The sequence below is a fragment of the Brevibacillus fluminis genome (genome assembly GCF_003710825.1).
In the GTDB taxonomy this organism is placed as follows: domain Bacteria; phylum Bacillota; class Bacilli; order Brevibacillales; family Brevibacillaceae; genus Brevibacillus_D; species Brevibacillus_D fluminis.
Map to the genome: position 1 here is coordinate 237,740 of NZ_RHHQ01000004.1, position 22,165 is coordinate 259,904.

A 22,165-nucleotide genomic window follows, 5' to 3' on the forward strand; every position below is an offset into this window, starting at 1 on the left:
AACCAAAGATTGGGTATTTCAGCAAAAAAAATAAAAGAGCCTGTCCGGCTCTTTTACCATGCTTCACAAATCGGTTGTATCCCAGTCATCCTGTATGTTCTCAGCGACATCATCAAACCGACCGCACTCGGGGTTAAGGCATAGCGTCCCCCGCAGCGACCGATCTTCAAACGGCTGACCCGCACTTCCGCCACAATAAGGACAAGACCACATCAACGAACGTTCCTCCCTTACGTCGGATTCATCCGTTAGCTTGCCCAATTAGGAGGCCGGAATGCTATCGCTCTGCTTTTCCCAGTATTGTAAGTACATGTATGGATCAAATGATTTGTCGGTATCGTTGTAATACAGGCCGAAATGAAGATGGGGATCGAATTGGCCTTCGGTCCCAGTCGGTCCGTACCCGGTATCGCCTACGAAACCAAGCAGCTGCCCCGCTTTCACATAGCCGCCAAGCTCAAGTCCTGGCGCATAGGCTTCCATGTGCGCATAATACAAGCGGTAATTTCCGGACTCATCCGTAATGTTCACACGCCAGCCGCCGTACTCATTCCAGCCCAATCGGTTGATGTAACCGTCGCAAACGGAATAGACCGGATTGCCCTTCTGCGTCATAATATCGACGCCTTCGTGGTTTCGCGCATTTTCCTCATAGTGGCCGTCGACCCAGTCCCTGCCGTCGCCATAAGTATCGCCATACGGTTCATAGCTGTTTGTTGCCAAAGGAAAAACATAGTCCTCTGCTAGCAAAGGTGTTTCCTTAAGAAGCGCACGTACCGGATGAGTTGAGTCTTTGGCATCTTTCGGCAGTGTTAACAGTTGGCCTGGATTCAAATTTGTGTCATCAACCCCGTTGATCTTCTTGATGACATCCCCATCCGTCCCATGCACTTTTGCGATTCCACCGAGCGTATCGCCAGGCTGCACCACGTACATCCGAGAAGGCGCGACGGTAGCTGGAACAGCTTGTCTCCCTGATTTTTTCGTATTCACAATCGCGACCTCGGCCCGTTTGTCCCAATCTACCTGATATCCGAGACTTTGGCTGATAAATCGCAACGGGATCAATGTGCGCCCTTTGCTGATCATCGGAGTTGCATCCAAAATCACACGTTTCTCGTTAACATATCCGATGGCTTTCCCAATATACAAAAGAATCTTGTTTGTTCCTTGCGTCACCGTCACGGTTTTAGTTGTATCTTCATAAGAAACCGCTGCCCCCGTATTCTCCGCGATGGCACGAATCGGCACCAGCATACGCCCGTTTTGAATCGTCGGTTTGACATCGCTCACTACACCTTTTCCATCAATCAAAAGCGATATCGTTGGCAATGCGGTGGTACCAGCGGCATGGGCCGGGGCCATCCCTGTAAAGAACGAGCTTGTCCCTAAAAGTACCCCCAACGCGAGCCCTGTTAACTTGTGGCTCCGCCTGTTGACATGTACACTCATTTTTTTCACTCCCCATGCATTCAATACACAGGGTATTATCACATAATTCGAGTGGGGAGCGTAGGCACAAAATGTACCAATCATCTATGTAGGAATCGCAATCATTGCCAAATTCAGCGCCACCTATCCGAAATTAAAAAGCAGCACCGCTCGATTCGATGCGGTGCTGCTTGCTCTGATTTATTAGCGAGATCCAGTCTCGTATGGCTTACCCGACGCTGCCGGCGCATTGGCGCGGCCTACCACCCCAGCCAAAACGAGGATGGTCAAAATGTACGGGAGCATAAAAATGAACTCAATCGGAACGATTTTGTTAAGCTCAAATACCTGCACGAGCGATTTAACAGCTTGCGCTACACCGAAGAACAGTGCTGCCCACATCGCGCCCGTCGGATTCCATTTCCCGAAAATCATCGCTGCGATCGCGATGAAACCCTGACCGGAAACGGTATTGTGCGAGAAGTTACTAGTTGTTGTAAGCGCGATTGTCGCGCCACCCATCGCTGCCAAAGCACCGCTGATCATGACCGCAACGTAACGCATACGCGCCACATTTACACCGAGCGTGTCAGCTGCGCGTGGATGTTCACCCACAGCACGCAAACGCAAGCCAAACGGAGTACGGAACAGGACATACCAGGTAACAGCAACAAGGATGAACGCCAAGTAGCTTGTTGGGTACGCTTCAAAAATCGCATGACCCACATATGGAATGTCACCGAGAAACGGAATTTTCCATTTGGTAAAAACAGTAGACAATGTAGTTGTTTGACCAGCACCATTGAAAATGATTTTAGTCAAATACACGGTTAAACCCGTTGCCAAAAAGTTGATTGCAACACCGCTTACTGTTTGGTCAGCTTTAAATGTGATACACGCTACCGCATGCAGCAGTGCAAAAACCGCGCCGGCGAATATGGCAGCAGTGAAACCGACCCATGGCGATGTGGTGAAGAAGGTGACGACAGCACCGGTAAAGGCACCCATCGTCATCATCCCTTCAATCCCGATGTTAACTACGCCGGATCGCTCGGAGTAAATGCCGCCAAGCGCTGCAAAGATGAGAGCGGTAGAGAATACAATGGTATCGTGAATGAGGTTGCTGCCGATCGAAAGCCATTCCATCAGCTACGTCCCTCCTTTTTCTTAGCAAGTATCGGTTTCAAGAAGAAGCGAACAATGCCATGTGCAGCGACAAAGAAAATGACAGATGCGATTACGATTCGAATCAGTTCGATTGGCACGCCGGCACCAAACTTCATTCCGTTGGCCCCAAACGTCAGAATCCCGAACAAAATCGCGCCAAGAATGACCCCAAACGGTGTATTTCCTCCGATCAACGCTACCGCGATCCCGTCAAACCCATAGCCAGGCATCGCTGGAGCAATCGCCTGATAGTGGAAAACACCCAACACTTCACAAGCACCGCCCAAACCGGCAAACAAACCACCGATAAACATCGCCTTGATGACATTGCGATTCACGTTCATCCCTGCATACTCGGACGCATGCGGGTTCAAGCCAACCGCACGCAATTCAAAGCCTGCTTTCGTTTTCCAGAGCACGATGAAAAAGAAAACGGCAGCTGCAAGGGCAATGACGGTCCCCCAGTGAAGACGCGCATTGTCAAAAACCTCGGATAACCAACCGAATGTAATGATTGCAGTATCCTTCACATCTTTGGAACGCTGTTGACCCTCCGGCACGAGAAAAGCGGAGAGAATATAATTGGAGAAATAAAGAGCAACCCAGTTCATCATAATGGACGTTATAACTTCATGAACGCCGCGAGCAGCTTTCAACCATCCGGTCAAAGCGCCCCACAGTCCTCCTACGACACCACCGACAATCAGTGCGAGAGGTGCATGAATGTATACCGGCAGATCAAAGGTGACGCCAACATATGTGGCAGCAATCGACCCCATGATGAATTGGCCTTCCGCACCGATATTAAACAGCCCGGTGCGGAACGCGAATGCAACGGATAAACCGGTGAAAATGAGCGGGGTAATCTGACGAATTGTTTCCCCGAAATTGTAGACATCACCAAAAACTTTCTTCAGCAACGACTGGTACGCCAGAATCGGATCGAATCCACCTGCCAGCATCGCTACCGCACCGACCAGCAAACCAAGGATGATAGCTGCTACAGGGACAAGAAACGAGTCTTTTGTAAAAACTGCTATCACTTTATTCATCGCTTCCTCCTCCTGAGATGCGTTTTCCGCCGGACATCATCAGGCCAAGCTCCTGCTCCGTCGTCTCACGTGGGTTGACGATACCAACAATTTGCCCTTCATAAATAACCGCAATTCTGTCGGATACGTTCATAATTTCATCCAATTCCAATGAAACAAGCAGTACTCCCTTGCCTTTGTCACGCTGTTCAATCAAACGCTTGTGAATAAATTCAATCGCACCGACGTCGAGACCGCGTGTCGGCTGCGCTGCAATCAACAGGTCCGGGTCTTTGTCTACTTCACGGGCAATGATCGCCTTCTGCTGGTTACCGCCGGACAAGGCTCGCGCCAACGTATGGATGCTCGGCGTGCGTACGTCGAACTCCTCAATCAGTTTGGCAGCGTGCTTATTGATCGCGTCATAATTTAAGAAGCCGTTTTTGTTGAATGTCGGGTGGAAATAGGTTTCGAGCACCATGTTTTCGCTCATCGTAAAATCGAGCACCAATCCACGTTTGTGTCTGTCCTCCGGAATATGGGACAGGCCCGATTCAGAAATGGACCGCGGCTTGTTGTTGGTGATGTCGTTGCCTTTCAGCAGCACTTTACCTGACTCGACTTTTTTCAAGCCAGTCAACGCTTCGATCAGCTCGCTTTGTCCGTTTCCATCTACACCGGCAATCCCCAAAATTTCGCCCGCTCTCACCTCAAATGAGATGTTTCGCAGCGCGTCGATGCCACGGCTGTCTTTTGCCGTTACTTTATCGACGGTCAAGATCACATCTTTCGGAACGCTTGGCGTTTTATCCACCTTGAAGTTGACTTCACGGCCGACCATTTTTGCTGCCAAATCGTCCGGGTTGGTCTCCGAAACTTTAACAGAATCGATCACTTTGCCTCGGCGAATAATCGTAACTGCGTCACATACCGCCATGATCTCTTTTAATTTGTGCGTGATGAGGATGATCGTTTTACCTTCCTTCACCAGGTTGCGCATGATTTCAATCAGCTCTTGAATCTCTTGTGGGGTCAATACGGCAGTTGGTTCATCGAAAATGAGAATTTCTGCGCCCCGATAGAGCGTTTTCAGAATCTCAACGCGCTGCTGCATCCCAACGGAAATATCGCTGATTTTCGCATTCGGGTCCACCTTCAACCCATACTGCTGCGAAAGCTGCTCTACATCTTGCGCCGCTTTGCGCGAATCTATCTTAAACCCTTTTTTAGGTTCTTTTCCCAAGATAATGTTTTCGGTGACCGTAAAAGGCTCCACCAGCATGAAGTGCTGATGCACCATCCCGATACCCAGCTCATTCGCTACATTCGGGTTTGAAATTGTTACAGGTTTTTCATTGATTAAAATCTGACCTTCATCTGGCTGATAAAGACCAAACAAAATGTTCATCAATGTTGATTTGCCTGCCCCGTTTTCACCGAGCAGCGCATGGATTTCGCCTTTTTTTACATCGAGAGTAATATTGTCATTCGCTATGATTCCGGGAAAGCGTTTGGTAATTCCGCGCATTTCTACAACTGACTGCGTTTGCATCTTCACATTCACCCCGTTTTTATGGGTTATCATTTTTGGCTTAGGAAGGAAAGACAAGGCTAGTTCAAACGACTAGCCTTGTCTTTTGTAAAACGACACACATCAATTACTCAGGTTTGTCTGGTACAGTGATTTCGCCATTGACGATTTTTGTTTTGAACTCTTCTACTTTTTTCAGAACGTCTTCTGGAACGTTTTTCTTCGATGTTTCTGGCAAGCCTACGCCGTCTTCTTTCAGACCGAGCAGAGTTGTTTTACCGCCTTCGAATTTACCTTCAGTCAGGTCTTTAGACACGCGATAAACTGCTTCGTCCACGCGTTTCACCATGGAAGTCAGGGTTACATCATCACCGAAAGTCAAGGATTGGTCTTTGTCCACACCGATAACCCAAACGTTTTCGCCTTTTGCTTTACGGTCTTTCGCTTCATTAAACACACCGTCGCCAGTAGAACCAGCTGCGTGGAAAACGATGTCCGCGCCTTGGCCGTAAATTTGGGAAGCTGCGGATTTACCCATATCCGGTTTGTCGAAAGCACCAGTGTAGATAGTGATTACTTTCGCATCCGGTTTTACTGCTTTTACACCCGCTTTAAAGCCAGCTTCAAAGCGTTTGATAACTGGGATGTCCACGCCGCCAACGAAACCAACTTTGTTGGATTTTGTCATAGAAGCTGCTACAACCCCAACCAGGAAGGAACCTTCTTGCTCTTTGAACAGAACGGATTCAACGTTTGGCGCTTGTACTTCAGCGTCGATGATCGCCAGTTTCGCGTCTTTGTTTTCATCTGCTACTTTTTTGATGGAGTCTGCCATCATGAAGCCGATACCCCAAGTCAGATCCCATTTGTCTTTTACAAACTGGGTCAGGTTTGGCACGTAGTCAGCGTCACCAGTGGATTGCAAGTATTTCACTTGCTCATCAGTAAGCTTCAGGTCAGTCTTCAGCTTGGAAAGACCTTCCCATGCGCTTTGGTTAAAGGAGTTGTCGTTTACGCCGCCAACGTCTGTAACCATACCGATTTTTGTTGTGATGCTGGAACCGCCAGCAGCTGGTGCTTGTCCATTGCCGGAAGGAGCAGCTTCATTTGTCTTTCCGCCACAGCCAGCCAGCAGCAAGGAAAGGCTGAGTGTTGCAACGGAGAGAACGGAAACGATTTTTTTCATCCTCTAATACCCCCATTGAATTGTTGTTCATGAAATTGCAAGCGAGTCTAACAAGTATTCTCGCCAATTTCCGCAAATACCTATGAACGCTTGAAATTTTACCCTATCTAAGAAGATTTGTGCAAGCAATAATTTTTTATCCATAGCATAGGACAATGTTTTTGCGCACGACAATAAGAAGACGATGTTCGCGCGTCTGCTTGCATCTGGCATGCTGTTAGCATTTGCTTAAAAAAGTACAGTATGCCTGTTTTAGATGTGATTCAAAAACTCGGATGTTCCGTAATATTAGGACAACAATTCCAGCAGTTTTTGCTTGAAACGATTTGCGTCGATTTCCTGGCAAATAGTCACATTCGCAGGTTTTTGATGAACATGGAATCGATCAATGATCAATTGTCCGTATGTTTGCTCGCTTTTCGTTTCCATGTACCCGTATGTCTCAAATTCAGCACGAACCATGTCGGGCCAAATCGCTACAGCCATCGCCGTTGGATCAGGCAAGTCAAAACCGCGTCTTCCATATTGGGACAAATTGTGCTCCTGCAGTACTTTGGTACAGGAAAGTGTAAAATCAGAGAGCGGAGTTTGCAAAGCGGCAATCCGCTCGATATCTCCCTCGTCAATGAACGTTTTATCCATGCTGACATCCCAGCCGACAAAAGTCAGCGGCATACCCGATTGGAGCACAATCTCCACCGCTTCAGCATCAACATAAAAATTGAATTCAGCGACAGGCGTAACGTTGCCCGGACCCAATCCTTGTCCGCCCATAACGATAACGCGCTTGACATACTCGGCGATACGCGGCTCTTTTAAATAGGCGAGAGCGAGATTGGTCATCGGTCCCAGTGTAACCACTTCAAGTTCATGCGGATTTGCCATGATGTGATGAATGATTGCGTCAATGGCATGCATGTCTTCCGCTTTTCCCGCGGGAGCTGGAAGATGCATATTGCCCATCCCATCGCTTCCATGAACGTACTCTGACGTAAATAACGGCCTCATGATCGGCTTGTGCATGCCACGATAAACCGGCGGTGCATAGGTGTTGATGGCCTCGATTGTGTTAAGCGCGTTTTTCACTGCTTGGTCCACGGTCAGATTCCCACAAACAACCGTGATCGCTTCCACTTGAATGGTCGGCTCGCGCAATGCCATGATCAACGCAATCGCGTCATCCGATGCCGTATCTGTATCAATCAGAAACTTTCTCATCGAGACACATCCCCTTTGTCATAACCTCTTCCAACGTCGGCATTCCGGCCTGCGCCCCCAGCTTTGTGACGGACAATGCCGCTACTCGGCTGGCAAAATTCGCCGCATCAGCTAGTTTCGCTCCCGTTGCGATGGAATATGCAAGCCCTGCGTTAAAAGCATCACCCGCACCAGTCGTGTCCACCACTTCTACGGAGTAGCACGGACAGGTCGTCAAAGGTGTGTCATTTCCAGCGAAAGCGACCCCATTTGCCCCAAGCGTTGTGATGACATGTTTTGCCCCTTGGGCAAACATTTGTGCGATGCTCTGTTCCAAATCTTTTTGACCTTGGCTCTCATTGCCAGCCAAGACGTCCAGCTCGCTTTTGTTTGGTGTGATGTAATCGATTTGTGCAAGCAGGCCCTCCGGCAGCACCTGCGCAGGTGCCGGGTTCAAAATGACCGTTTTCCCATAGCGCTTGGCGATTCGGGCTGCCTGCACCACTGTCGGTAGCGGTATCTCCATTTGTAGGAGGACCAAATCCGCAGCAGCAATAAGCGATTCGTGGCGATCCACGTCGCTTGGCAGCACTCGGTGATTCGCACCTGGCACTACGGTAATGCGATTGTCTTTTTGACAAAGTTGAATGATCGCGATTCCCGTCGCGACACCGTCTTCCTGTTTGATTCCATCCAAAGCAATGCCTTCTCTTTGCAGGGCATCGAGCAAATCTTTTCCAAAAGAGTCCGTTCCCACAGCGCCGATCATCTGTACGTCAGCACCGAGGCGCGCCAAAGCGACTGCCTGATTTGCCCCTTTTCCTCCTGGAATGAAATGCGCCTGCTGGCCAAGCACGGTCTCTCCCACCATAGGGATGACATCGGTCTCAACCACAATATCCATATTCAAGCTACCTACGACCACTATCTTTGGATTCGACAACATCTCCGCTCCTTTCCGTCGATGCTCTCTGTATCAGTGAAACATCTAGTTCATATACTTGTTTGTTTTCTAGCGTCCCCTGAATCTCCGCAAACAACAGCTTGGCAGCCGTAGCTCCCATTTCATAAATAGGCTGGGCAACTGTCGTGAGCTCCGGTTCTGTTATTTCCGTCAGTGCGATTCCATCAAATCCGCAGATCGACACCTGTCTGGGGACTTCAATGCCCAGTTGTCGCAATGCCTTCAATGCACCGATCGCCATCAGATCATTTCCGGCAAAAATTCCGTCCAAATCCGGATGGCGCCTCAACAGTTCAAGTGTCGCCTGTCGTCCACCCTCCAAGGTAAAATGTCCAGGCTCCGTCAAATCTGGCGAAGACCATTCGTATGTACGAATACGATCCTCATAGCCGCGCAAACGTTCCATGGCCGTGATGAATGGAGCTGCTCCCGAAATATGGGCAATTTTTTGACAGCCAATCGATAGCAAATGATCGACTGCCAGCTTGGCTCCGAGATAATTATTGCAGCGGACAACGTTGCAATAGCCGTAGTCAAGCGCGCGGTCAAGTACAACCATCGGTAGCTTTTGATTTTTTAAACGTATGATGTCTTCGGTAGAAAGGGTATTGGAGGCAAAAATGATCCCTTCAATGTACTTCTGGGCTAGCAGTTCCACATACGAGATTTCTCGAGCAAACTGATCATCAGAATTGCATAAAATAACCGTATATTGGTGGGAACGAGCGACATCCTCGATCGCCCTGGCCAATTCTGGAAAGAAAGGGTTCGTGATGTCAGGCAGGATCAAGGCAATCGTCCCCGACCGTTTGTTCGCAAGGGTGCGTGCCACAAGATTTGGCTGATATTCCAGCTGATCAATTGCTGCCAGCACGCGCAGCTCCGTCTCCTGATTCACATAGCCATTCTTATTCAGTACGCGTGATACCGTAGCGACTGATACCCCGGCTAGTCTCGCCACATCTTTAATGGTTGCCATCTGCTATGCCCCACCCGTATCTGTAATCGGTTACACCCTGATTAAAAAAATAGAAACAAGCATTGTGTAACCGTTTCCACATTTCCGATTATATACGTGCTTTTGATAGAAATCAATGAAATTTTTTGCAGCGAAAAATGAGTTGTGGCGCACATTTTTGCACTGATAAAAAGGAAACAGCAGCTGATTGTGTTGATCCGCTGCTGTTCGTTTCCATTATGAAATATTCGTCTCGATATTTGCTGGCCGTGGGATTCGCACCTCACGCGGCTTACTTCCTTCATACGGGCCGACAATTCCTTTAGCTTCCATGATGTCGATTAATCGCGCTGCCCGGGTATAGCCGATGCGCAGCCGTCTCTGGAGCAAAGAAGCCGATGCTGTCTGTCCTTCCGCAACAATTTGCACTGCTTGGTCAAACAAGTCATCATCGACAACCGTTTTGTTTTCTTCTTCGGTTTCTTCAGGTATCATTTCTGACTGGTACGTGGCTTCCTGCTGCTCTTTGACAAAGCGGACAACCTCTTCCACCTCTTTGTCGGAAACGAAAGCCCCTTGCACCCGGGTCGGTTTCGAAGCGCCCATTGGCAAGTACAGCATGTCGCCTCGACCTAGCAATTTTTCTGCACCGCCCATGTCCAAAATGGTGCGGGAATCGGCCATGGATGATACGCCGAACGCGATACGGGATGGAATGTTTGCCTTGATGACACCGGTGATGACATCAACCGATGGACGCTGGGTCGCGATGATCAAGTGGATGCCTGCAGCCCGAGCCATCTGTGCCAACCGGCAAATCGCATCTTCGACTTCCCCAGGCGCTACCATCATCAAGTCCGCTAATTCATCTACGATTACAACAATATAAGGGAGCGCGGCTGCGTTTCCTTCCTGCTCGCGGATCATCTGATTATACATCTCGATGTTACGGCTTCCGTTTTTGGCGAACAGGTTGTAGCGTCTTTCCATTTCGCTTACGACTTTTTTCAACGCAACGGATGCTCTGCGAGGGTCCGTTACGACCGGTGCGAGCAGATGAGGAATTCCGTTGTACACGTTCAATTCGACCATTTTCGGGTCGATCATCATCAGCTTCACTTCATCAGGGGTTGCCTTGAACAAGATACTCATGATCAAGCCATTGATGCATACCGATTTTCCGCTTCCGGTCGCGCCCGCTACCAGCAAGTGGGGCATCTTCGCCAAGTCCGCGACAATTGGTTCTCCTGAGATGTCGCGCCCAAGGGCGGTCGTCAATTTTGCCGGCGAGTCTTTGTACTTCCCTTCCTCCAACACCTCCCGCAGTGAAACTACTGCTACTTCCGCATTAGGAACCTCGATCCCGATCGCTGATTTCCCTGGAATGGGTGCCTCGATACGAATGTCTTTCGCCGCAAGCGCAAGTGCCAGGTCGTCGGTAAGGCTGACGATTCTGCTTACCTTCACACCCGTTGCAGGCTGTACTTCATATCGTGTAACCGCTGGTCCACGGTGTACCGCAGATACGGATGCCTGCACACCAAAGCTTTTCAGGGTCTGCACCAGCTTGTCCGCATTGGACTGCAGATCCGTTTCTTTGCCCGATACATGTGACTTCAGGCGCTGCAACATGGAGAGATTCGGCATGATGTACGGTTTAACTTCGATTTGTTCCTTAATTTCAATATCTGCAAATAACGCATCGTCCGTATCAAGCGTGGTATCTTCCGCTGATTTGGCTTTTTTCTCTACTTGCGGTGGCCTTAGGTCTTGTCCTTCCGCTCGTGCCTCTTCGATGAGACGATCGGCAAAATCGTGGATTACGAGCTGGGCCGCTTGGTTTTCTTCAACTGGCTCCTCTTCATCTACATGCGCATCGTCATTAGGCTGGAAGGTGTCTTGGATCGCAATCGGTTTTTTCTGGCTTTCTTCTTTTTTGGCTGCAGCACGTTCCGCCGACTGTTGCTTTCGTTTTTCCGACTCTTCCTGCAGCAGCTGGACAGAATCCTTCACCGACTCTTTGATTTTGCGATAGCTTTCAGAACACTTGGTTCGGATGAAGATCAGAATATCCACATAGGAGAGCTTGAGCAAAAACATGACCCCGATCAGGAACAGCAGCACGATGATCAGGCCGGTGCCGACCGAGCCAACCAATGTGTTGCTGATGGTGAAGAACACCGCTCCTGTCATGCCTCCTCCAACGCCGGTCGTCGATACTTTTTGGCTTTGGTCCATCAGCAAACGGTCCCATGTTGCCCGAATCATATTCTGATCGGCATATTTGCCGTCAGCGGTTACCATTTTATAGAGTAACAAATGGTCCCACATCAAAATGCCAAGTAAAATCAGCAGCGTCCCAAACAGCTGAGGCGTTATCCGTGGCATTTTACGGGTGAACATCATATGTATGGCGACGGCAATCATGATGATCGGCAAAACGAAATCCCAGGAGCCTGCAAAAAATCGAAAGAGGAACGCAAGCACGTGTTTGCCCAACCAGCCGCTTTCCAGCAAGCCGATCAAAGAAACAGCGATGATTATCAATCCGATAAGCTCTACCTTGACAACCGAGGACCATGCCGGTTTAGGCGGGTGTTTCTCTTTTCTCACTGGCACGCCTCCTTTTCATTCTTCTGAAATCTGCGCAGCAAAACCCTTGCTGCAGCAAGCCTAATTTCAAGTATAGCACAGGAAAATAAAAGAAATACAGGACATCATGGCGACAAATCGGGTCGAAAAATGATGGGACAATCGATCGATCCTCACACGCTGTTCCCCCATGACCAGTGCCAAAGGACTGGAATTCTCCCTAGTTTTGCTCGAAATGATCAGCTAGCATACAAGAAAACGGGTGCTTTATTGCAACACTACGATGGAAGTTTCGCCCATAGAATGTATGTTCTTATATTTTAACGAATGAAAGACAGTAAATGCAAATAAAAAAATTTGTTGTTTGGCTTTGTTTTTTGTAACTATTTGTAACCCCATCAATCGCCATATACAAAAAATACACCCGTCAGAACGAACGGGTGTTTATTGCTAGAAACATTTGCTGTTCATTCGTTTTGCCGCAGCTCCTTTTTTATCCACCCAAGTCCGGCCGAAAATAAATTTTTTGGCCTGGTGCAAAGCGCGGATTCAAATAATCTTGCGGATTGGGGCTGATGAGGCGAATGATTTTCCCTTCAAACGTTCCGGTTGATTCAACCATCATCGTAACATCGCCAAACGTAAGCTCTTGCACTTTCTGCTCATCCACAGCTTCCTGGTTTTCAAAAATATATTCCAGCGGCATCGTCGTATACATGATCATTGCAGAATCTTCTCCTCTTTGCGCTTCGCAATCAGTTCGTTCAGCTTTGCCAACGCTCTGCCCAAGCCCCCCACTTCATCAATCAGCCCGTACTTGACCGCATCCGCGCCGATTACATTCGTCCCGATATCGCGACTCAACTCTCCAGTGCGCAGCATCAAGTCTTTGAACTGCTCTTCCGTGATATTGGAATGCCTCGAAACGAATTGGACAACACGATCCTGCATTTTATCCAGATATTCAAACGTTTGTGGAACGCCGATCACCAATCCCGTCAAGCGAATCGGATGAATCGTCATCGTTGCCGTTTCCGTGATCATCGAGTAATCGCCCGATACCGCGATCGGCACCCCGATACTGTGTCCACCGCCCAATACGAGCGTCACAACCGGCTTCGAAAGGGAGGAAATGATTTCGGCCAATGCCAGCCCAGCTTCCACGTCACCGCCTACCGTATTCAAAATGACGAGCACGCCTTCAATCTTGGAATTTTGCTCGGCAGCTACCAATTGCGGGATCAGATGCTCATATTTCGTCGTTTTGTTTTGAGGAGGTAGCTGGATGTGCCCCTCCACTTGACCAATGATGGTCAGGCAGTAAATATTGCTTTCCAGCTGTGGCACATTTGTTTGCCCAAGCTGTGTAATGGAATCAAGAATACGTTTCTTGGAATCGTCAGTGCCAGCTCCTTCATCGGTTGTTGCAGGCTGTTGCGGCTGCTCCTGACCTTGACGATTCATTGGATGCGAGGTGTTTAGGTGCGGCGGGAACTCATTGTTCGGCATGTAGGTACCTCCTTTGCTGTCCTACATAGTATGGATTGCCTGCCAGAAATAATGCACCTCCACATTTGGGCACCCTATCAATGCAGCTTGTTTTTTCACTCCTGATGCTCCCGGCAACAACTGCATGCATATCCCCTGATTCAAAGAAACACATTAGTAATAAACGAATTGAGGTGAACAGTCATGAACGGCATGCAATTGGTCGAGTTCCTTAGAACCACCGAAGACAAGATCATGCATATCCACCGGGCAATCGACCATATCAGTAGCAATGATGAACTGAAAGAATCGGTGGCTGTTTTAACAGAAGTGATAAAGGATTATCAGATCCAAACCGAAAAAGTGAAGGGGAAACTGCAGAGCATCGAGGTTGGTGACCAGCACCAACAACAACAGCAGCAGTACCGGTAAGAAATGAAAAAGCCGAACTTCTCGCAAACATGAGGTTCGGCTTTTCTCATTGCTTCGTTTCCATCTTACGGACCTGAATTGCGCATTTGGATAAGATGGCTTACGGCTTTTTGCGCGGCCGGTGTCAGTGTGTCCTGTTTGCGCGTATGCAGCGTCACGGGATTTTTCAGGCAAAGATGCGATACCGTCACCTGAGCCACATCATGACGTTGAATCGACTCGCTTGCCTCCATCGCAGATACGAGTGCCGCGCCGTATCCTGCCATGACCGCGCGAATCGTTTCGTGCAGTCCATTGCACAGAATCGCGGCAAGCGGCATGCTGACTCTCTGGGCATTGCACAGTGCCAGCAGCTGCTCGCGCGTCGAACTGCCTTCCTCCCGCAACACAAACGGCTCTTTCAGCAGCTCCTCCAGCGTCACCTCTCTTTGTGCAAACTTATGATCCTTCGGGACGATGAACACAAACTCATCCTCATACAGCTCCTCACGATTTGTGTCGGACAACATTTCTCCACCGCCGATCACCGCGACATCAGCCTTGTATTGCAGTAGATGTTCAATCGCGGTCTTGGCATTGCAAGTGATCAAGCTAACCTCAATCCTTCGATTTTGCTTCTGGAAGGACGCAAGCCACCCGGGAAGTAAAAAATTCGCCGGCATATAAGTCGCAGCGATCGTAATTTTGCCCAGTTTCCCCTGTTTGTACGTGTTTACCATTTGCCCCATTTCCGCTTCCAGTGAAAACAGCCGCTCCGCCTGTGCTGCAAGCATTTCCCCTGCTTCCGTCAGCACGATTCCTCTGCCTTTTGGAGCTAGCAGCTGAAGTTCCAATTCCGTTTCTAGATTCCGGATTTGTCCTGTGACTGCCGGCTGGCTGATCCGAAGATCCTCTGCCGCCCGCGTGACACTGCCCTTTTTTGCGACATGATAAAAAAGGCGAAGCGCATATAAATTCATCGGTATACTCCTTCGCATTGACCATTCATCAGTTTTTCTGATCATTCCCTAAAGAAACGGTATTCGATTTATGTTCCGGTCTCCCTTATTCTAAGCTTGCATCTGTCAGAATACAACGAAAACGCGATAACGGGAGGTTCGATCGAACATGAAGTTCGTCTGTATCGATTGTCAAAAAGAAATGCCCGCCTCTACCAATACATTTACTTGCAAATGTGGAGGACTGCTTGAAGTGGTTCATGATTTTAGCCGCATTGATTCCGAACAACTGAAGCACGTTTTTACTCAAAGGCTATCCTTGCGAACAACACCGTTCGCAAGCGGGGTCTGGCGGTACAAAGAACTGATTTTCCCTGAACTGGAGGATCGTTTCATCACGACCAAATATGAAGGCAACACCGGCCTGTACACACCAGTAAAACTCCAAGAATATACGGGCATTCAACAGCTTTATGTGAAAGCACAGAGTGAAAACCCAAGTGGTTCCTTCAAAGATAACGGAATGACAGTTGCGGTGTCGCACGGACGTTCCCTCGGATTTTCCCGATTCGCGTGCAGTTCGACCGGAAACACCTCATCGTCGCTAGCGATGTATGCAGCGCTTGCAGGCGGCGAGTCTTACGTGTACGTTCCGCAAAACCGCATCTCGCAAAACAAAGTATTACAGACGTTGGCCTACGGTGCTAACGTGATCCGGTTTGACGGCACATACGATGACGGGATTCGCTTTTTGCGCGATCACGCAGAAGAACTCGGTCTATATGTGTGCAATTCTGTTAACCCGATGCGAATTGAAGGGCAAAAAAGCATTATTTATGAAATCGCTCAAACGCTGGAATGGAAGCTGCCCGATTGGATCGTAGTACCAGGCGGAGCTTTAAGCAATGCGACCGCCTTGGGAAAAGGGCTTCACGATCTCTACACGCTCGGTTTCATCGATAAGCTCCCCCGGGTTGCGATCGTGCAAGCCGTTGGCGCGAGCCCTTTTCACCGAATGGTCGTGCAAAAGCTTGATGCATTAGAGCCCGAACTGTCGCCGCAAACGGTTGCCTCCGCGCTCAACATCGGGAATCCGCCCAGCTGGAAAAAAGCACTGCGCATGATTGAAGCCACAAATGGGGTGACAATCGCGGTCTCTGACGTGGAAATTTTGGATGCAAAAGCGATGGTTGATCAATCCGGAATCGGCTGTGAACCGGCTTCTGCCGCCACGATCGCCGGGCTGCGTGCACTAATCGAATCAAACGTCATCGATAAAGAGGAGTCTGCCCTCTGCATTCTGACCGGAAACATGCTGAAAGATACGGACACCCTCTACCAGTACCACCTCGGAGAAACACCTGGCCGTTTTCAGCGAACGATCCAAAATAGCACACTAAATCCTTCATCGACTTAAATTTTATTTCTCTTTATTATCCTTTTCCCAACACGCGAAAAAGCCTATTCCGACAGGTTTTTCACTTTGGGTGAAACTTTTCCTAACACAATTCGTATACTATAAAAAAACTTTTACGTATTGCCTATACGCTTTGTCCGGGTGTACACTAGGAACCACAACAGGAAGGGAGGTGACTCGTCATGGAAGATCTTTTGCTATACGTAAGTTTTGACGAGGTCATCTCGTGGTTTGTCTTCCTTTGTGGTGCGGTTGCTCCTTTCATCGTGATCGGTCGGGTGCAAATTTCTGCGTCCCGTAATACGCTTGAGCTGAAACAGGCGTTTGAAAAGAACATCAACCCGGTTCTGGTTGAGCGCTATCCGTCACTTGCACCTTTGTATCATGCTTTAACGATTCGCTCCGATCTAGATGGTGATCCATACCCTTTAGCATTGTTTTTCCATCCCTAACTTTAACTAACAAGGAGGAAAACACAATGTTTAAAATTATCGGAGAGGTATTGCTTTTCGCATTCGCACTACCAATGATCGGTTACCAAACTTTCATGGGATTCGAAGCCTTGATTGACGTAGCCGCACAAGTTTCCGAATACGCACGAATCAAATAAATCTTTAGAAGCATCTGGATTGCACCACGTCCGGATGCTTCTTTTCATACATAATATAAAAAACCGGACCTGATTCGGTCCGGCTTCTATTACAGTCACACTTCCATAATGATCGGCAAAATCATTGGGCGACGACGCGTTTGTTCATAAAGGTAGCGTCCCAATGTATCCTTCACATTATTTTTCAATGATGACCATTCATTTACGTTTTCTTCCATACATTTCACAAGTGTTTGGGTGACAATACGATTCGCTTCATCCAACAGTTCTTCCGATTCGCGGACATACACGAAGCCGCGCGAAATGATGTCAGGGCCTGACAGGATCGTACCGTTTTGTTTGCTAAGCGTAACGACAACGACCAGAATTCCGTCCTGAGACAGTAATTTTCGATCGCGCAATACGATATTTCCAACATCCCCAACGCCGAGTCCATCGATCAGCACATTGCCGGAATGCACTTTCGGACCATAGCGGGCCTTGCCACCTGCGAATTCAACCGTATCCCCGTTATCCAACAGGAAAATGTTTTCTTCTGGCACTCCCACCTGTTCCGCTAGGACCCCATGCATTCTGAGCATGCGATACTCGCCGTGAACCGGGATGAAATATTTTGGTCTCATCAGGTTGAGCATTAAACGCAGCTCTTCCTGACTTCCGTGCCCAGACACGTGTACTGGTCCGCTCGGTCCATGACCGCCATAAATCACATCTGCGCCGATGCGGTACAGCTGATCGATGGTGCGAGAAATGTACTTTTCATTGCCTGGAATCGGTGTTGCTGCAATTATCACGGTATCCCCTGGAAGGATATCCACTTTCCGATGGGCGGATCGGGCCATGCGTGTGAGGGCCGACATCGGCTCTCCTTGACTTCCAGTTGATAAAATGACGACTCGATCAGCAGCGAGCTTGTTAATTTCATCCGTATCCACAATAACGCCTTCCGGTACGTGAAGATAGCCCAAGTCTTTGCTGATGTTAATTACATTTACCATGCTCCGGCCCACTACAGCTACTTTTCGGTTGAAAAGCATCGCTGCATCGAACACTTGCTGAATCCGATGCACATTTGATGCGAACGTGGAGACGATAATCCGTCCCGGTGCACGGTTAAATACATCCTTGATGGCCTCTCCTACCGAACGCTCTGATCCGGTAAAGCCCGGACGCTCGGCATTAGTGGAATCGGATAACAGGCAAAGCACGCCGCGTTCTCCGATCAAAGCCATTTTTGCCAAATCTGCTGCTTGTCCATTGACTGGTGTCTGGTCAAATTTGAAGTCACCGGTATGAACGACATAACCTTCTGGTGTTTCTACGCATACGCCCACGGTATCAGGAATACTATGGTTTGTACGGAAGAACGTCGCTTTCATGGAACCAAGCGTAATTTCCGACTCACTGTTAATCAGGATTCGCTTGGTATCCCCTAGTATACCCGCTTCTTTCAATTTTGCATCAATGAGACCTAAGGTGAGTTTGGTTGCGTATACGGGTACATTCAGGTGTTTCAAGACATAGCTCAGACCGCCAATGTGGTCCTCGTGTCCGTGTGTAATGATAATCCCGCGCACTCGATCCCGATGTTCAAGCAAATAGGTGATATCGGGAATCACCATGTCAATCCCCAGCATTTCCTCTTCTGGGAATTTCAAACCCGCATCGATCACGACAATATCATCGTCGCTCTCGATAACGTACATATTTTTCCCAATTTCGCCCACTCCGCCCAGTGCGAAAATGAGAACTCGATTAGTAACCTTTGCCAAAAAAGAAACCTCCTATAATTCGTTGCGTTACTGCATTACAAAAGACCGCCCCAAATCACTTACCCTCATTATATCCGAAAACAAAACGATAACACAAGCAAAAAACGGATTGACACAAACAGCGGTAAGGAGTTTAAAAATTAGCTAAATTATCCTTTTTGGCAGAGCCATTTTGTTCTTCCCTGCACAAAAAAAGAGCCGCCCGATGACAGCTCTTTTCCACTACTTGCTTATTTGAAGAGAGAGAATACGAAATCACGCTCTTGTTCGTTCAACTCGACGAGAGGCAACCGCACGCCACCGACAGGAACCCCGATTTTTTCTAAGGCGACCTTTGTAGGTGTCGGACTTGGATAAGCAAACAGGCCCTCCATCACCGGCAACAGCTTGCGATGAAGCGATGCCGCACGCTGGTTGTCTTTTTCAAAATACGCATGAATCATGTCTGCCAGCTCCGAACCGACAACATGGCTCGCCACGCTGACCAGTCCGACTCCTCCCACTGCCAAGATCGGCAGTGTCAAGCCATCATCACCGCTGTATACTTCAAAGCCTTCCGGCGCATGTTCAATAATCGTTGCAATTTGCGACAGGTTTCCAGACGCTTCTTTGATGCAAACGACATTCGGCAGCTCTGCGAGCCGCAGCGTCGTTTGAGCCGTCATATTGACCGCAGTGCGTCCCGGAACGTTGTAGAGCATCACAGGGAGATTGGTAGCTTCAGCCACTGCCTTGAAGTGCTGATACAGCCCTTCTTGGGATGTGCGGCTGTAATAAGGGGCCACCAGCATGATCGCATCTACGCCGGTTTCTTCCGCCGCTTTGGTACATTCGATGCTCGATGCGGTATCATTGCTGCCCGTACCTGCAATAACCGGGCAACGTCCGTTCACATAAGAAACAACGTGCCGGAACAATTCCAGTTTTTCTGTTTTTGTCAACGTAGGTGATTCACCTGTTGTTCCGCTAACAACCAAACCGTCTGAACCATTTGCCAACAAATGATCAATCAACTGCTCTGTTCGTTTGTAATCGATCTCCAGTTGGTCGTTAAAGGGGGTTACCATGGCGGTAAGGAGTCGCCCAAACTGTGCCAATTTCATTCATTCCTTTCATGGTAGCGTAACACCCGGGAACCGAGAGATCAGCGTGACAGATGCAGTTTAAACTGCTGATGTAAAGCCCTTACTGCTTTTGCCATATCCGCTTCGGGCACAAGCACCCATATGGTTGTATGCGAATCGGCTGATTGGAGTATTTGAATATCCTCTTTCGTTAAAGCTTCTACGATTTGTGCCATGACACCTGGGACACCGGCAATGCCGGCTCCGATGACGGAGACCTTGGCACAATGAGGCATGACGACAGGTTCATAATCCATCGCAGTCAAAATAGCGGTCGCTTTATCGGCCATCTGGTCATGGACAGTATACGCGACTCCGCGCGGGTTTACATTGATAAAATCGACGCTGATTCCGTGATTCGCCATTGCTTTAAAGACCTGTAGCTGAGTGTCGTATTGTCCATCCTTCGCAAACACCTTGATTTGCGTGATGTTGGCCACATGCGCAATCCCGACCACCAGACGATCCCTCACATGGTGATGAGGGTCATTTAGCTCGTTAATGCTCGTGACCAACGTTCCGGGGTCATCGGAAAACGTAGACCTGACGCGAATCGGTACGTTTGTTTGCATGGCAATTTCAACAGCACGCGGGTGGATCACCTTCGCGCCGAGATGTGCCATGTTGCAAATTTCCGTATATGTGACGGTGTCGAGCGGCTTGGCGTCAGCCACAATCCGTGGGTCAGCCGTCATGATGCCTTCCACGTCAGTGAAGATATCCACCATTTCTGCTTCAAGGGCAACACCGAGCGCGGTGGCTGTCGTATCACTGCCGCCGCGCCCCAATGTTGTGATTTCCCAATCCTCAGTTCGCCCCTGAAAACCGGGGACGACCACAACCTTACCACCTTCCAGTTCCCGTTTGATTCGGGAACCGTCGATGGACAAAATCTGTGCGTTGGAATATTCATCCGTCGTCACAATGTTCGCCTGTCCGCCCGTTAAAATGATGGACTCGATGCCTCGCTGATTTAGCATGCTTACAAGCACACTTGCAGAAATAATCTCTCCTGTGTGCAAAAGCATATCCGTTTCACGCTTGGGCAGAGAATTGCCGTTGCTGCGAACGAGCTCAAGGAGCGTATCTGTCGCATACGGCTCTCCTTTTCTCCCCATAGCGGAAACCACTACGACCAGCGAATACCCTTCTGTCAACGCTCTCTCGATGTGCCGGATTGCCCGGTTGCGGCAATCCGCCGTCGTAAGCGAGGAACCTCCGAACTTTTGGACGAGAATTCTCATTGAGCCTCTCTCCTATTGCTGTGCTTTAATTAATTCCTCTGCAATTTGTACGGTATTCCATGCCGCACCCTTCAGCAGGTTGTCAGATACGATCCACATGTGCAAACCGCGAGGATGGTGCAGGTCACGGCGTACACGACCGACGAACACATCCAGTTTACCAGTGGCTTCAGTTGCCAATGGATAAACTTGTTCTTCTGGCGAATCCTGCAGGACAACACCAGGTGCATCGCTGATCAGCTGTTTCACTTCAGCAAGATCGTAGTCCTGTTTCAGCTCAACATAAACGGATTCGCTGTGACCATAAATGACAGGAATGCGCACGCATGTTGCAGAAACATTCACTGTGTCATCGCCGAGAATTTTTTTGGTTTCGTTGATCATTTTCATTTCTTCATATGTGAATCCGTTGTCTGTGAACACGTCAATTTGCGGGATCGCGTTGTAAGCGATTTGATGATGCACTGGCAATTTGCTCACAGGCAACACGTTTGCTTTCGCTTCTTTGCCATCCAAGATGTCCCGTGATTGCTCTTGCAGCTCGTTGATTGCAGACTGCCCAGCACCGGAAACGGCTTGGTATGTGGAAACGATGATACGGTCAATTCCAAAGCGATCGTAGAGAGGCTTCAGAGCTGCGACCATTTGGATCGTGGAGCAGTTCGGATTTGCGATGATTCCTTTGTGTTGGTGTGCCGCATCCATGTTTACTTCCGGCACGACAAGCGGTATCTCTGGGTCCATGCGGAAAGCACTCGTGTTGTCGATGACGACAGCGCCATGGCGTACGGCGTGCGGAGCCAGATCTTTACTGATCGAACCGCCAGCAGAGAAGAGCGCATAGTCTACTCCTGCAAAGCTATCCGGTGTCGCTTCCTCAATCACAACATCTTGCCCTTTAAACTTGACCGTCTTGCCGGCTGAACGGCCGGAAGCCAGCAGCTTCAGTTGATTGATCGGGAAATCACGCTGTTCTAACAAAGAAATCATTTGTTGACCTACTGCACCTGTTGCTCCAACAACAGCAACATTCACCTTTTTCTGGTTCTGCATCTCTAAAGCTCCTCCTATCGCGTATAAGCA

Annotated in this window: 21 protein-coding genes; 4 read left to right on the forward strand and 17 right to left on the reverse strand. The window is 48.9% G+C overall.

Going from position 1 to position 22,165, the window contains the following annotated elements:
- Window positions 1–63 precede the first annotated feature (63 nt).
- From EDM56_RS31355 to EDM56_RS03425, 12 genes are all read right to left on the reverse strand, one after another.
- The gene (locus EDM56_RS31355; protein WP_183192296.1) at window positions 64–216 is read right to left on the reverse strand and encodes a hypothetical protein; all 153 of its coding nucleotides are present in this window, start codon (window positions 214–216) and stop codon (window positions 64–66) included.
- A 45-nt stretch (window positions 217–261) separates the two neighbouring features.
- Complete coding sequence (locus EDM56_RS03375; protein WP_122916468.1) at window positions 262–1,452, reverse strand: stalk domain-containing protein; 1,191 nt, start codon at window positions 1,450–1,452, stop codon at window positions 262–264.
- A gap of 183 nt (window positions 1,453–1,635) precedes the next feature.
- Complete coding sequence (locus tag EDM56_RS03380; RefSeq protein ID WP_122916469.1) at window positions 1,636–2,577, reverse strand: ABC transporter permease; 942 nt, start codon at window positions 2,575–2,577, stop codon at window positions 1,636–1,638.
- Entirely contained in the window at window positions 2,577–3,650 is a 1,074-nt protein-coding gene (locus EDM56_RS03385) for an ABC transporter permease (protein WP_122916470.1), read from the reverse strand. The genes EDM56_RS03380 and EDM56_RS03385 overlap by 1 nt, the downstream gene beginning before the upstream one ends.
- Window positions 3,643–5,181, reverse strand: a complete 1,539-nt coding sequence (locus EDM56_RS03390; RefSeq protein WP_122916471.1) for an ABC transporter ATP-binding protein — start codon at window positions 5,179–5,181, stop codon at window positions 3,643–3,645. The genes EDM56_RS03385 and EDM56_RS03390 overlap by 8 nt, the downstream gene beginning before the upstream one ends.
- A 106-nt stretch (window positions 5,182–5,287) precedes the next feature.
- Entirely contained in the window at window positions 5,288–6,346 is a 1,059-nt protein-coding gene (locus EDM56_RS03395) for a BMP family lipoprotein (RefSeq protein WP_122916472.1), read from the reverse strand.
- A 288-nt stretch (window positions 6,347–6,634) separates the two neighbouring features.
- On the reverse strand, window positions 6,635–7,564 hold the full coding sequence (locus tag EDM56_RS03400) for a nucleoside hydrolase (protein ID WP_122916473.1): 930 nt from the start codon (window positions 7,562–7,564) through the stop codon (window positions 6,635–6,637).
- A complete protein-coding gene (rbsK, locus tag EDM56_RS03405; RefSeq protein ID WP_246009241.1) occupies window positions 7,545–8,447 on the reverse strand; it encodes a ribokinase in 903 nt (300 codons plus the stop codon). Before rbsK ends, EDM56_RS03400 begins: the two co-directional genes overlap by 20 nt.
- 7 nt (window positions 8,448–8,454) lie before the next feature.
- The gene (locus EDM56_RS03410) at window positions 8,455–9,486 is read right to left on the reverse strand and encodes a LacI family DNA-binding transcriptional regulator (RefSeq protein WP_122916475.1); all 1,032 of its coding nucleotides are present in this window, start codon (window positions 9,484–9,486) and stop codon (window positions 8,455–8,457) included.
- Window positions 9,487–9,702: 216 nt separating this feature from the next.
- Window positions 9,703–12,084, reverse strand: a complete 2,382-nt coding sequence (locus EDM56_RS03415) for a DNA translocase FtsK (protein WP_122916476.1) — start codon at window positions 12,082–12,084, stop codon at window positions 9,703–9,705.
- 466 nt (window positions 12,085–12,550) lie between these two features.
- Window positions 12,551–12,781: a YlzJ-like family protein gene (locus tag EDM56_RS03420; RefSeq protein ID WP_122916477.1), complete on the reverse strand. Its 231-nt coding sequence runs from the start codon at window positions 12,779–12,781 to the stop codon at window positions 12,551–12,553.
- A complete protein-coding gene (locus tag EDM56_RS03425; protein ID WP_122916478.1) occupies window positions 12,778–13,566 on the reverse strand; it encodes a ClpP family protease in 789 nt (262 codons plus the stop codon). Before EDM56_RS03425 ends, EDM56_RS03420 begins: the two co-directional genes overlap by 4 nt.
- A 183-nt stretch (window positions 13,567–13,749) precedes the next feature.
- Here EDM56_RS03425 and EDM56_RS03430 point away from each other — a divergent pair, with 183 nt between their 5' ends.
- Entirely contained in the window at window positions 13,750–13,977 is a 228-nt protein-coding gene (locus tag EDM56_RS03430) for a hypothetical protein (protein ID WP_122916479.1), read from the forward strand.
- 65 nt (window positions 13,978–14,042) lie between these two features.
- On the opposite strand, the gene EDM56_RS03435 is transcribed toward EDM56_RS03430, so the two are convergent.
- The gene (locus EDM56_RS03435; RefSeq protein ID WP_122916480.1) at window positions 14,043–14,936 is read right to left on the reverse strand and encodes a LysR family transcriptional regulator; all 894 of its coding nucleotides are present in this window, start codon (window positions 14,934–14,936) and stop codon (window positions 14,043–14,045) included.
- Between the two features lie 148 nt (window positions 14,937–15,084).
- Between EDM56_RS03435 and thrC the strand changes: the two genes are divergently transcribed.
- From thrC to EDM56_RS32035, 3 genes are all read left to right on the forward strand, one after another.
- The gene (thrC, locus tag EDM56_RS03440) at window positions 15,085–16,332 is read left to right on the forward strand and encodes a threonine synthase (protein WP_122916481.1); all 1,248 of its coding nucleotides are present in this window, start codon (window positions 15,085–15,087) and stop codon (window positions 16,330–16,332) included.
- Between the two features lie 182 nt (window positions 16,333–16,514).
- Window positions 16,515–16,784: a hypothetical protein gene (locus EDM56_RS03445; protein ID WP_122916482.1), complete on the forward strand. Its 270-nt coding sequence runs from the start codon at window positions 16,515–16,517 to the stop codon at window positions 16,782–16,784.
- A gap of 26 nt (window positions 16,785–16,810) precedes the next feature.
- Window positions 16,811–16,942 carry a hypothetical protein gene (locus EDM56_RS32035; protein WP_281274937.1) on the forward strand — a complete coding sequence of 44 codons (132 nt, stop codon included), beginning with the start codon at window positions 16,811–16,813 and terminating at the stop codon, window positions 16,940–16,942.
- A gap of 95 nt (window positions 16,943–17,037) precedes the next feature.
- On the opposite strand, the gene EDM56_RS03450 is transcribed toward EDM56_RS32035, so the two are convergent.
- The 4 genes from EDM56_RS03450 to EDM56_RS03465 all read right to left on the reverse strand — a co-directional run bounded on the left by EDM56_RS03450 (window position 17,038) and on the right by EDM56_RS03465 (window position 22,135).
- The gene (locus EDM56_RS03450; RefSeq protein WP_122916483.1) at window positions 17,038–18,714 is read right to left on the reverse strand and encodes a ribonuclease J; all 1,677 of its coding nucleotides are present in this window, start codon (window positions 18,712–18,714) and stop codon (window positions 17,038–17,040) included.
- Between the two features lie 230 nt (window positions 18,715–18,944).
- A complete protein-coding gene (gene dapA / locus EDM56_RS03455) occupies window positions 18,945–19,811 on the reverse strand; it encodes a 4-hydroxy-tetrahydrodipicolinate synthase (protein ID WP_122916716.1) in 867 nt (288 codons plus the stop codon).
- A gap of 47 nt (window positions 19,812–19,858) precedes the next feature.
- Window positions 19,859–21,082: an aspartate kinase gene (gene dapG, locus EDM56_RS03460; RefSeq protein ID WP_122916484.1), complete on the reverse strand. Its 1,224-nt coding sequence runs from the start codon at window positions 21,080–21,082 to the stop codon at window positions 19,859–19,861.
- Between the two features lie 12 nt (window positions 21,083–21,094).
- Window positions 21,095–22,135: an aspartate-semialdehyde dehydrogenase gene (locus EDM56_RS03465; protein ID WP_122916485.1), complete on the reverse strand. Its 1,041-nt coding sequence runs from the start codon at window positions 22,133–22,135 to the stop codon at window positions 21,095–21,097.
- Window positions 22,136–22,165: the final 30 nt, after the last annotated feature.

Coding starts and splice junctions, on each gene's coding strand:
- EDM56_RS03400 (WP_122916473.1), bottom strand. CDS start 7,564: ATGAGAAAGTTTCTGATTGATACAGATACGGCATCGGATGACGCGATT.
- EDM56_RS03445 (WP_122916482.1), top strand. CDS start 16,515: ATGGAAGATCTTTTGCTATACGTAAGTTTTGACGAGGTCATCTCGTGG.
- rbsK (WP_246009241.1), bottom strand. CDS start 8,447: ATGGATATTGTGGTTGAGACCGATGTCATCCCTATGGTGGGAGAGACC.
- EDM56_RS03390 (WP_122916471.1), bottom strand. CDS start 5,181: ATGCAAACGCAGTCAGTTGTAGAAATGCGCGGAATTACCAAACGCTTT.
- EDM56_RS03435 (WP_122916480.1), bottom strand. CDS start 14,936: ATGAATTTATATGCGCTTCGCCTTTTTTATCATGTCGCAAAAAAGGGC.
- EDM56_RS03430 (WP_122916479.1), top strand. CDS start 13,750: ATGAACGGCATGCAATTGGTCGAGTTCCTTAGAACCACCGAAGACAAG.
- EDM56_RS03420 (WP_122916477.1), bottom strand. CDS start 12,781: ATGATCATGTATACGACGATGCCGCTGGAATATATTTTTGAAAACCAG.
- EDM56_RS03410 (WP_122916475.1), bottom strand. CDS start 9,486: ATGGCAACCATTAAAGATGTGGCGAGACTAGCCGGGGTATCAGTCGCT.
- EDM56_RS03375 (WP_122916468.1), bottom strand. CDS start 1,452: ATGAGTGTACATGTCAACAGGCGGAGCCACAAGTTAACAGGGCTCGCG.
- dapG (WP_122916484.1), bottom strand. CDS start 21,082: ATGAGAATTCTCGTCCAAAAGTTCGGAGGTTCCTCGCTTACGACGGCG.
- EDM56_RS32035 (WP_281274937.1), top strand. CDS start 16,811: ATGTTTAAAATTATCGGAGAGGTATTGCTTTTCGCATTCGCACTACCA.
- thrC (WP_122916481.1), top strand. CDS start 15,085: ATGAAGTTCGTCTGTATCGATTGTCAAAAAGAAATGCCCGCCTCTACC.
- EDM56_RS03380 (WP_122916469.1), bottom strand. CDS start 2,577: ATGGAATGGCTTTCGATCGGCAGCAACCTCATTCACGATACCATTGTA.
- EDM56_RS03465 (WP_122916485.1), bottom strand. CDS start 22,135: ATGCAGAACCAGAAAAAGGTGAATGTTGCTGTTGTTGGAGCAACAGGT.
- EDM56_RS03385 (WP_122916470.1), bottom strand. CDS start 3,650: ATGAATAAAGTGATAGCAGTTTTTACAAAAGACTCGTTTCTTGTCCCT.
- EDM56_RS03425 (WP_122916478.1), bottom strand. CDS start 13,566: ATGCCGAACAATGAGTTCCCGCCGCACCTAAACACCTCGCATCCAATG.
- EDM56_RS03395 (WP_122916472.1), bottom strand. CDS start 6,346: ATGAAAAAAATCGTTTCCGTTCTCTCCGTTGCAACACTCAGCCTTTCC.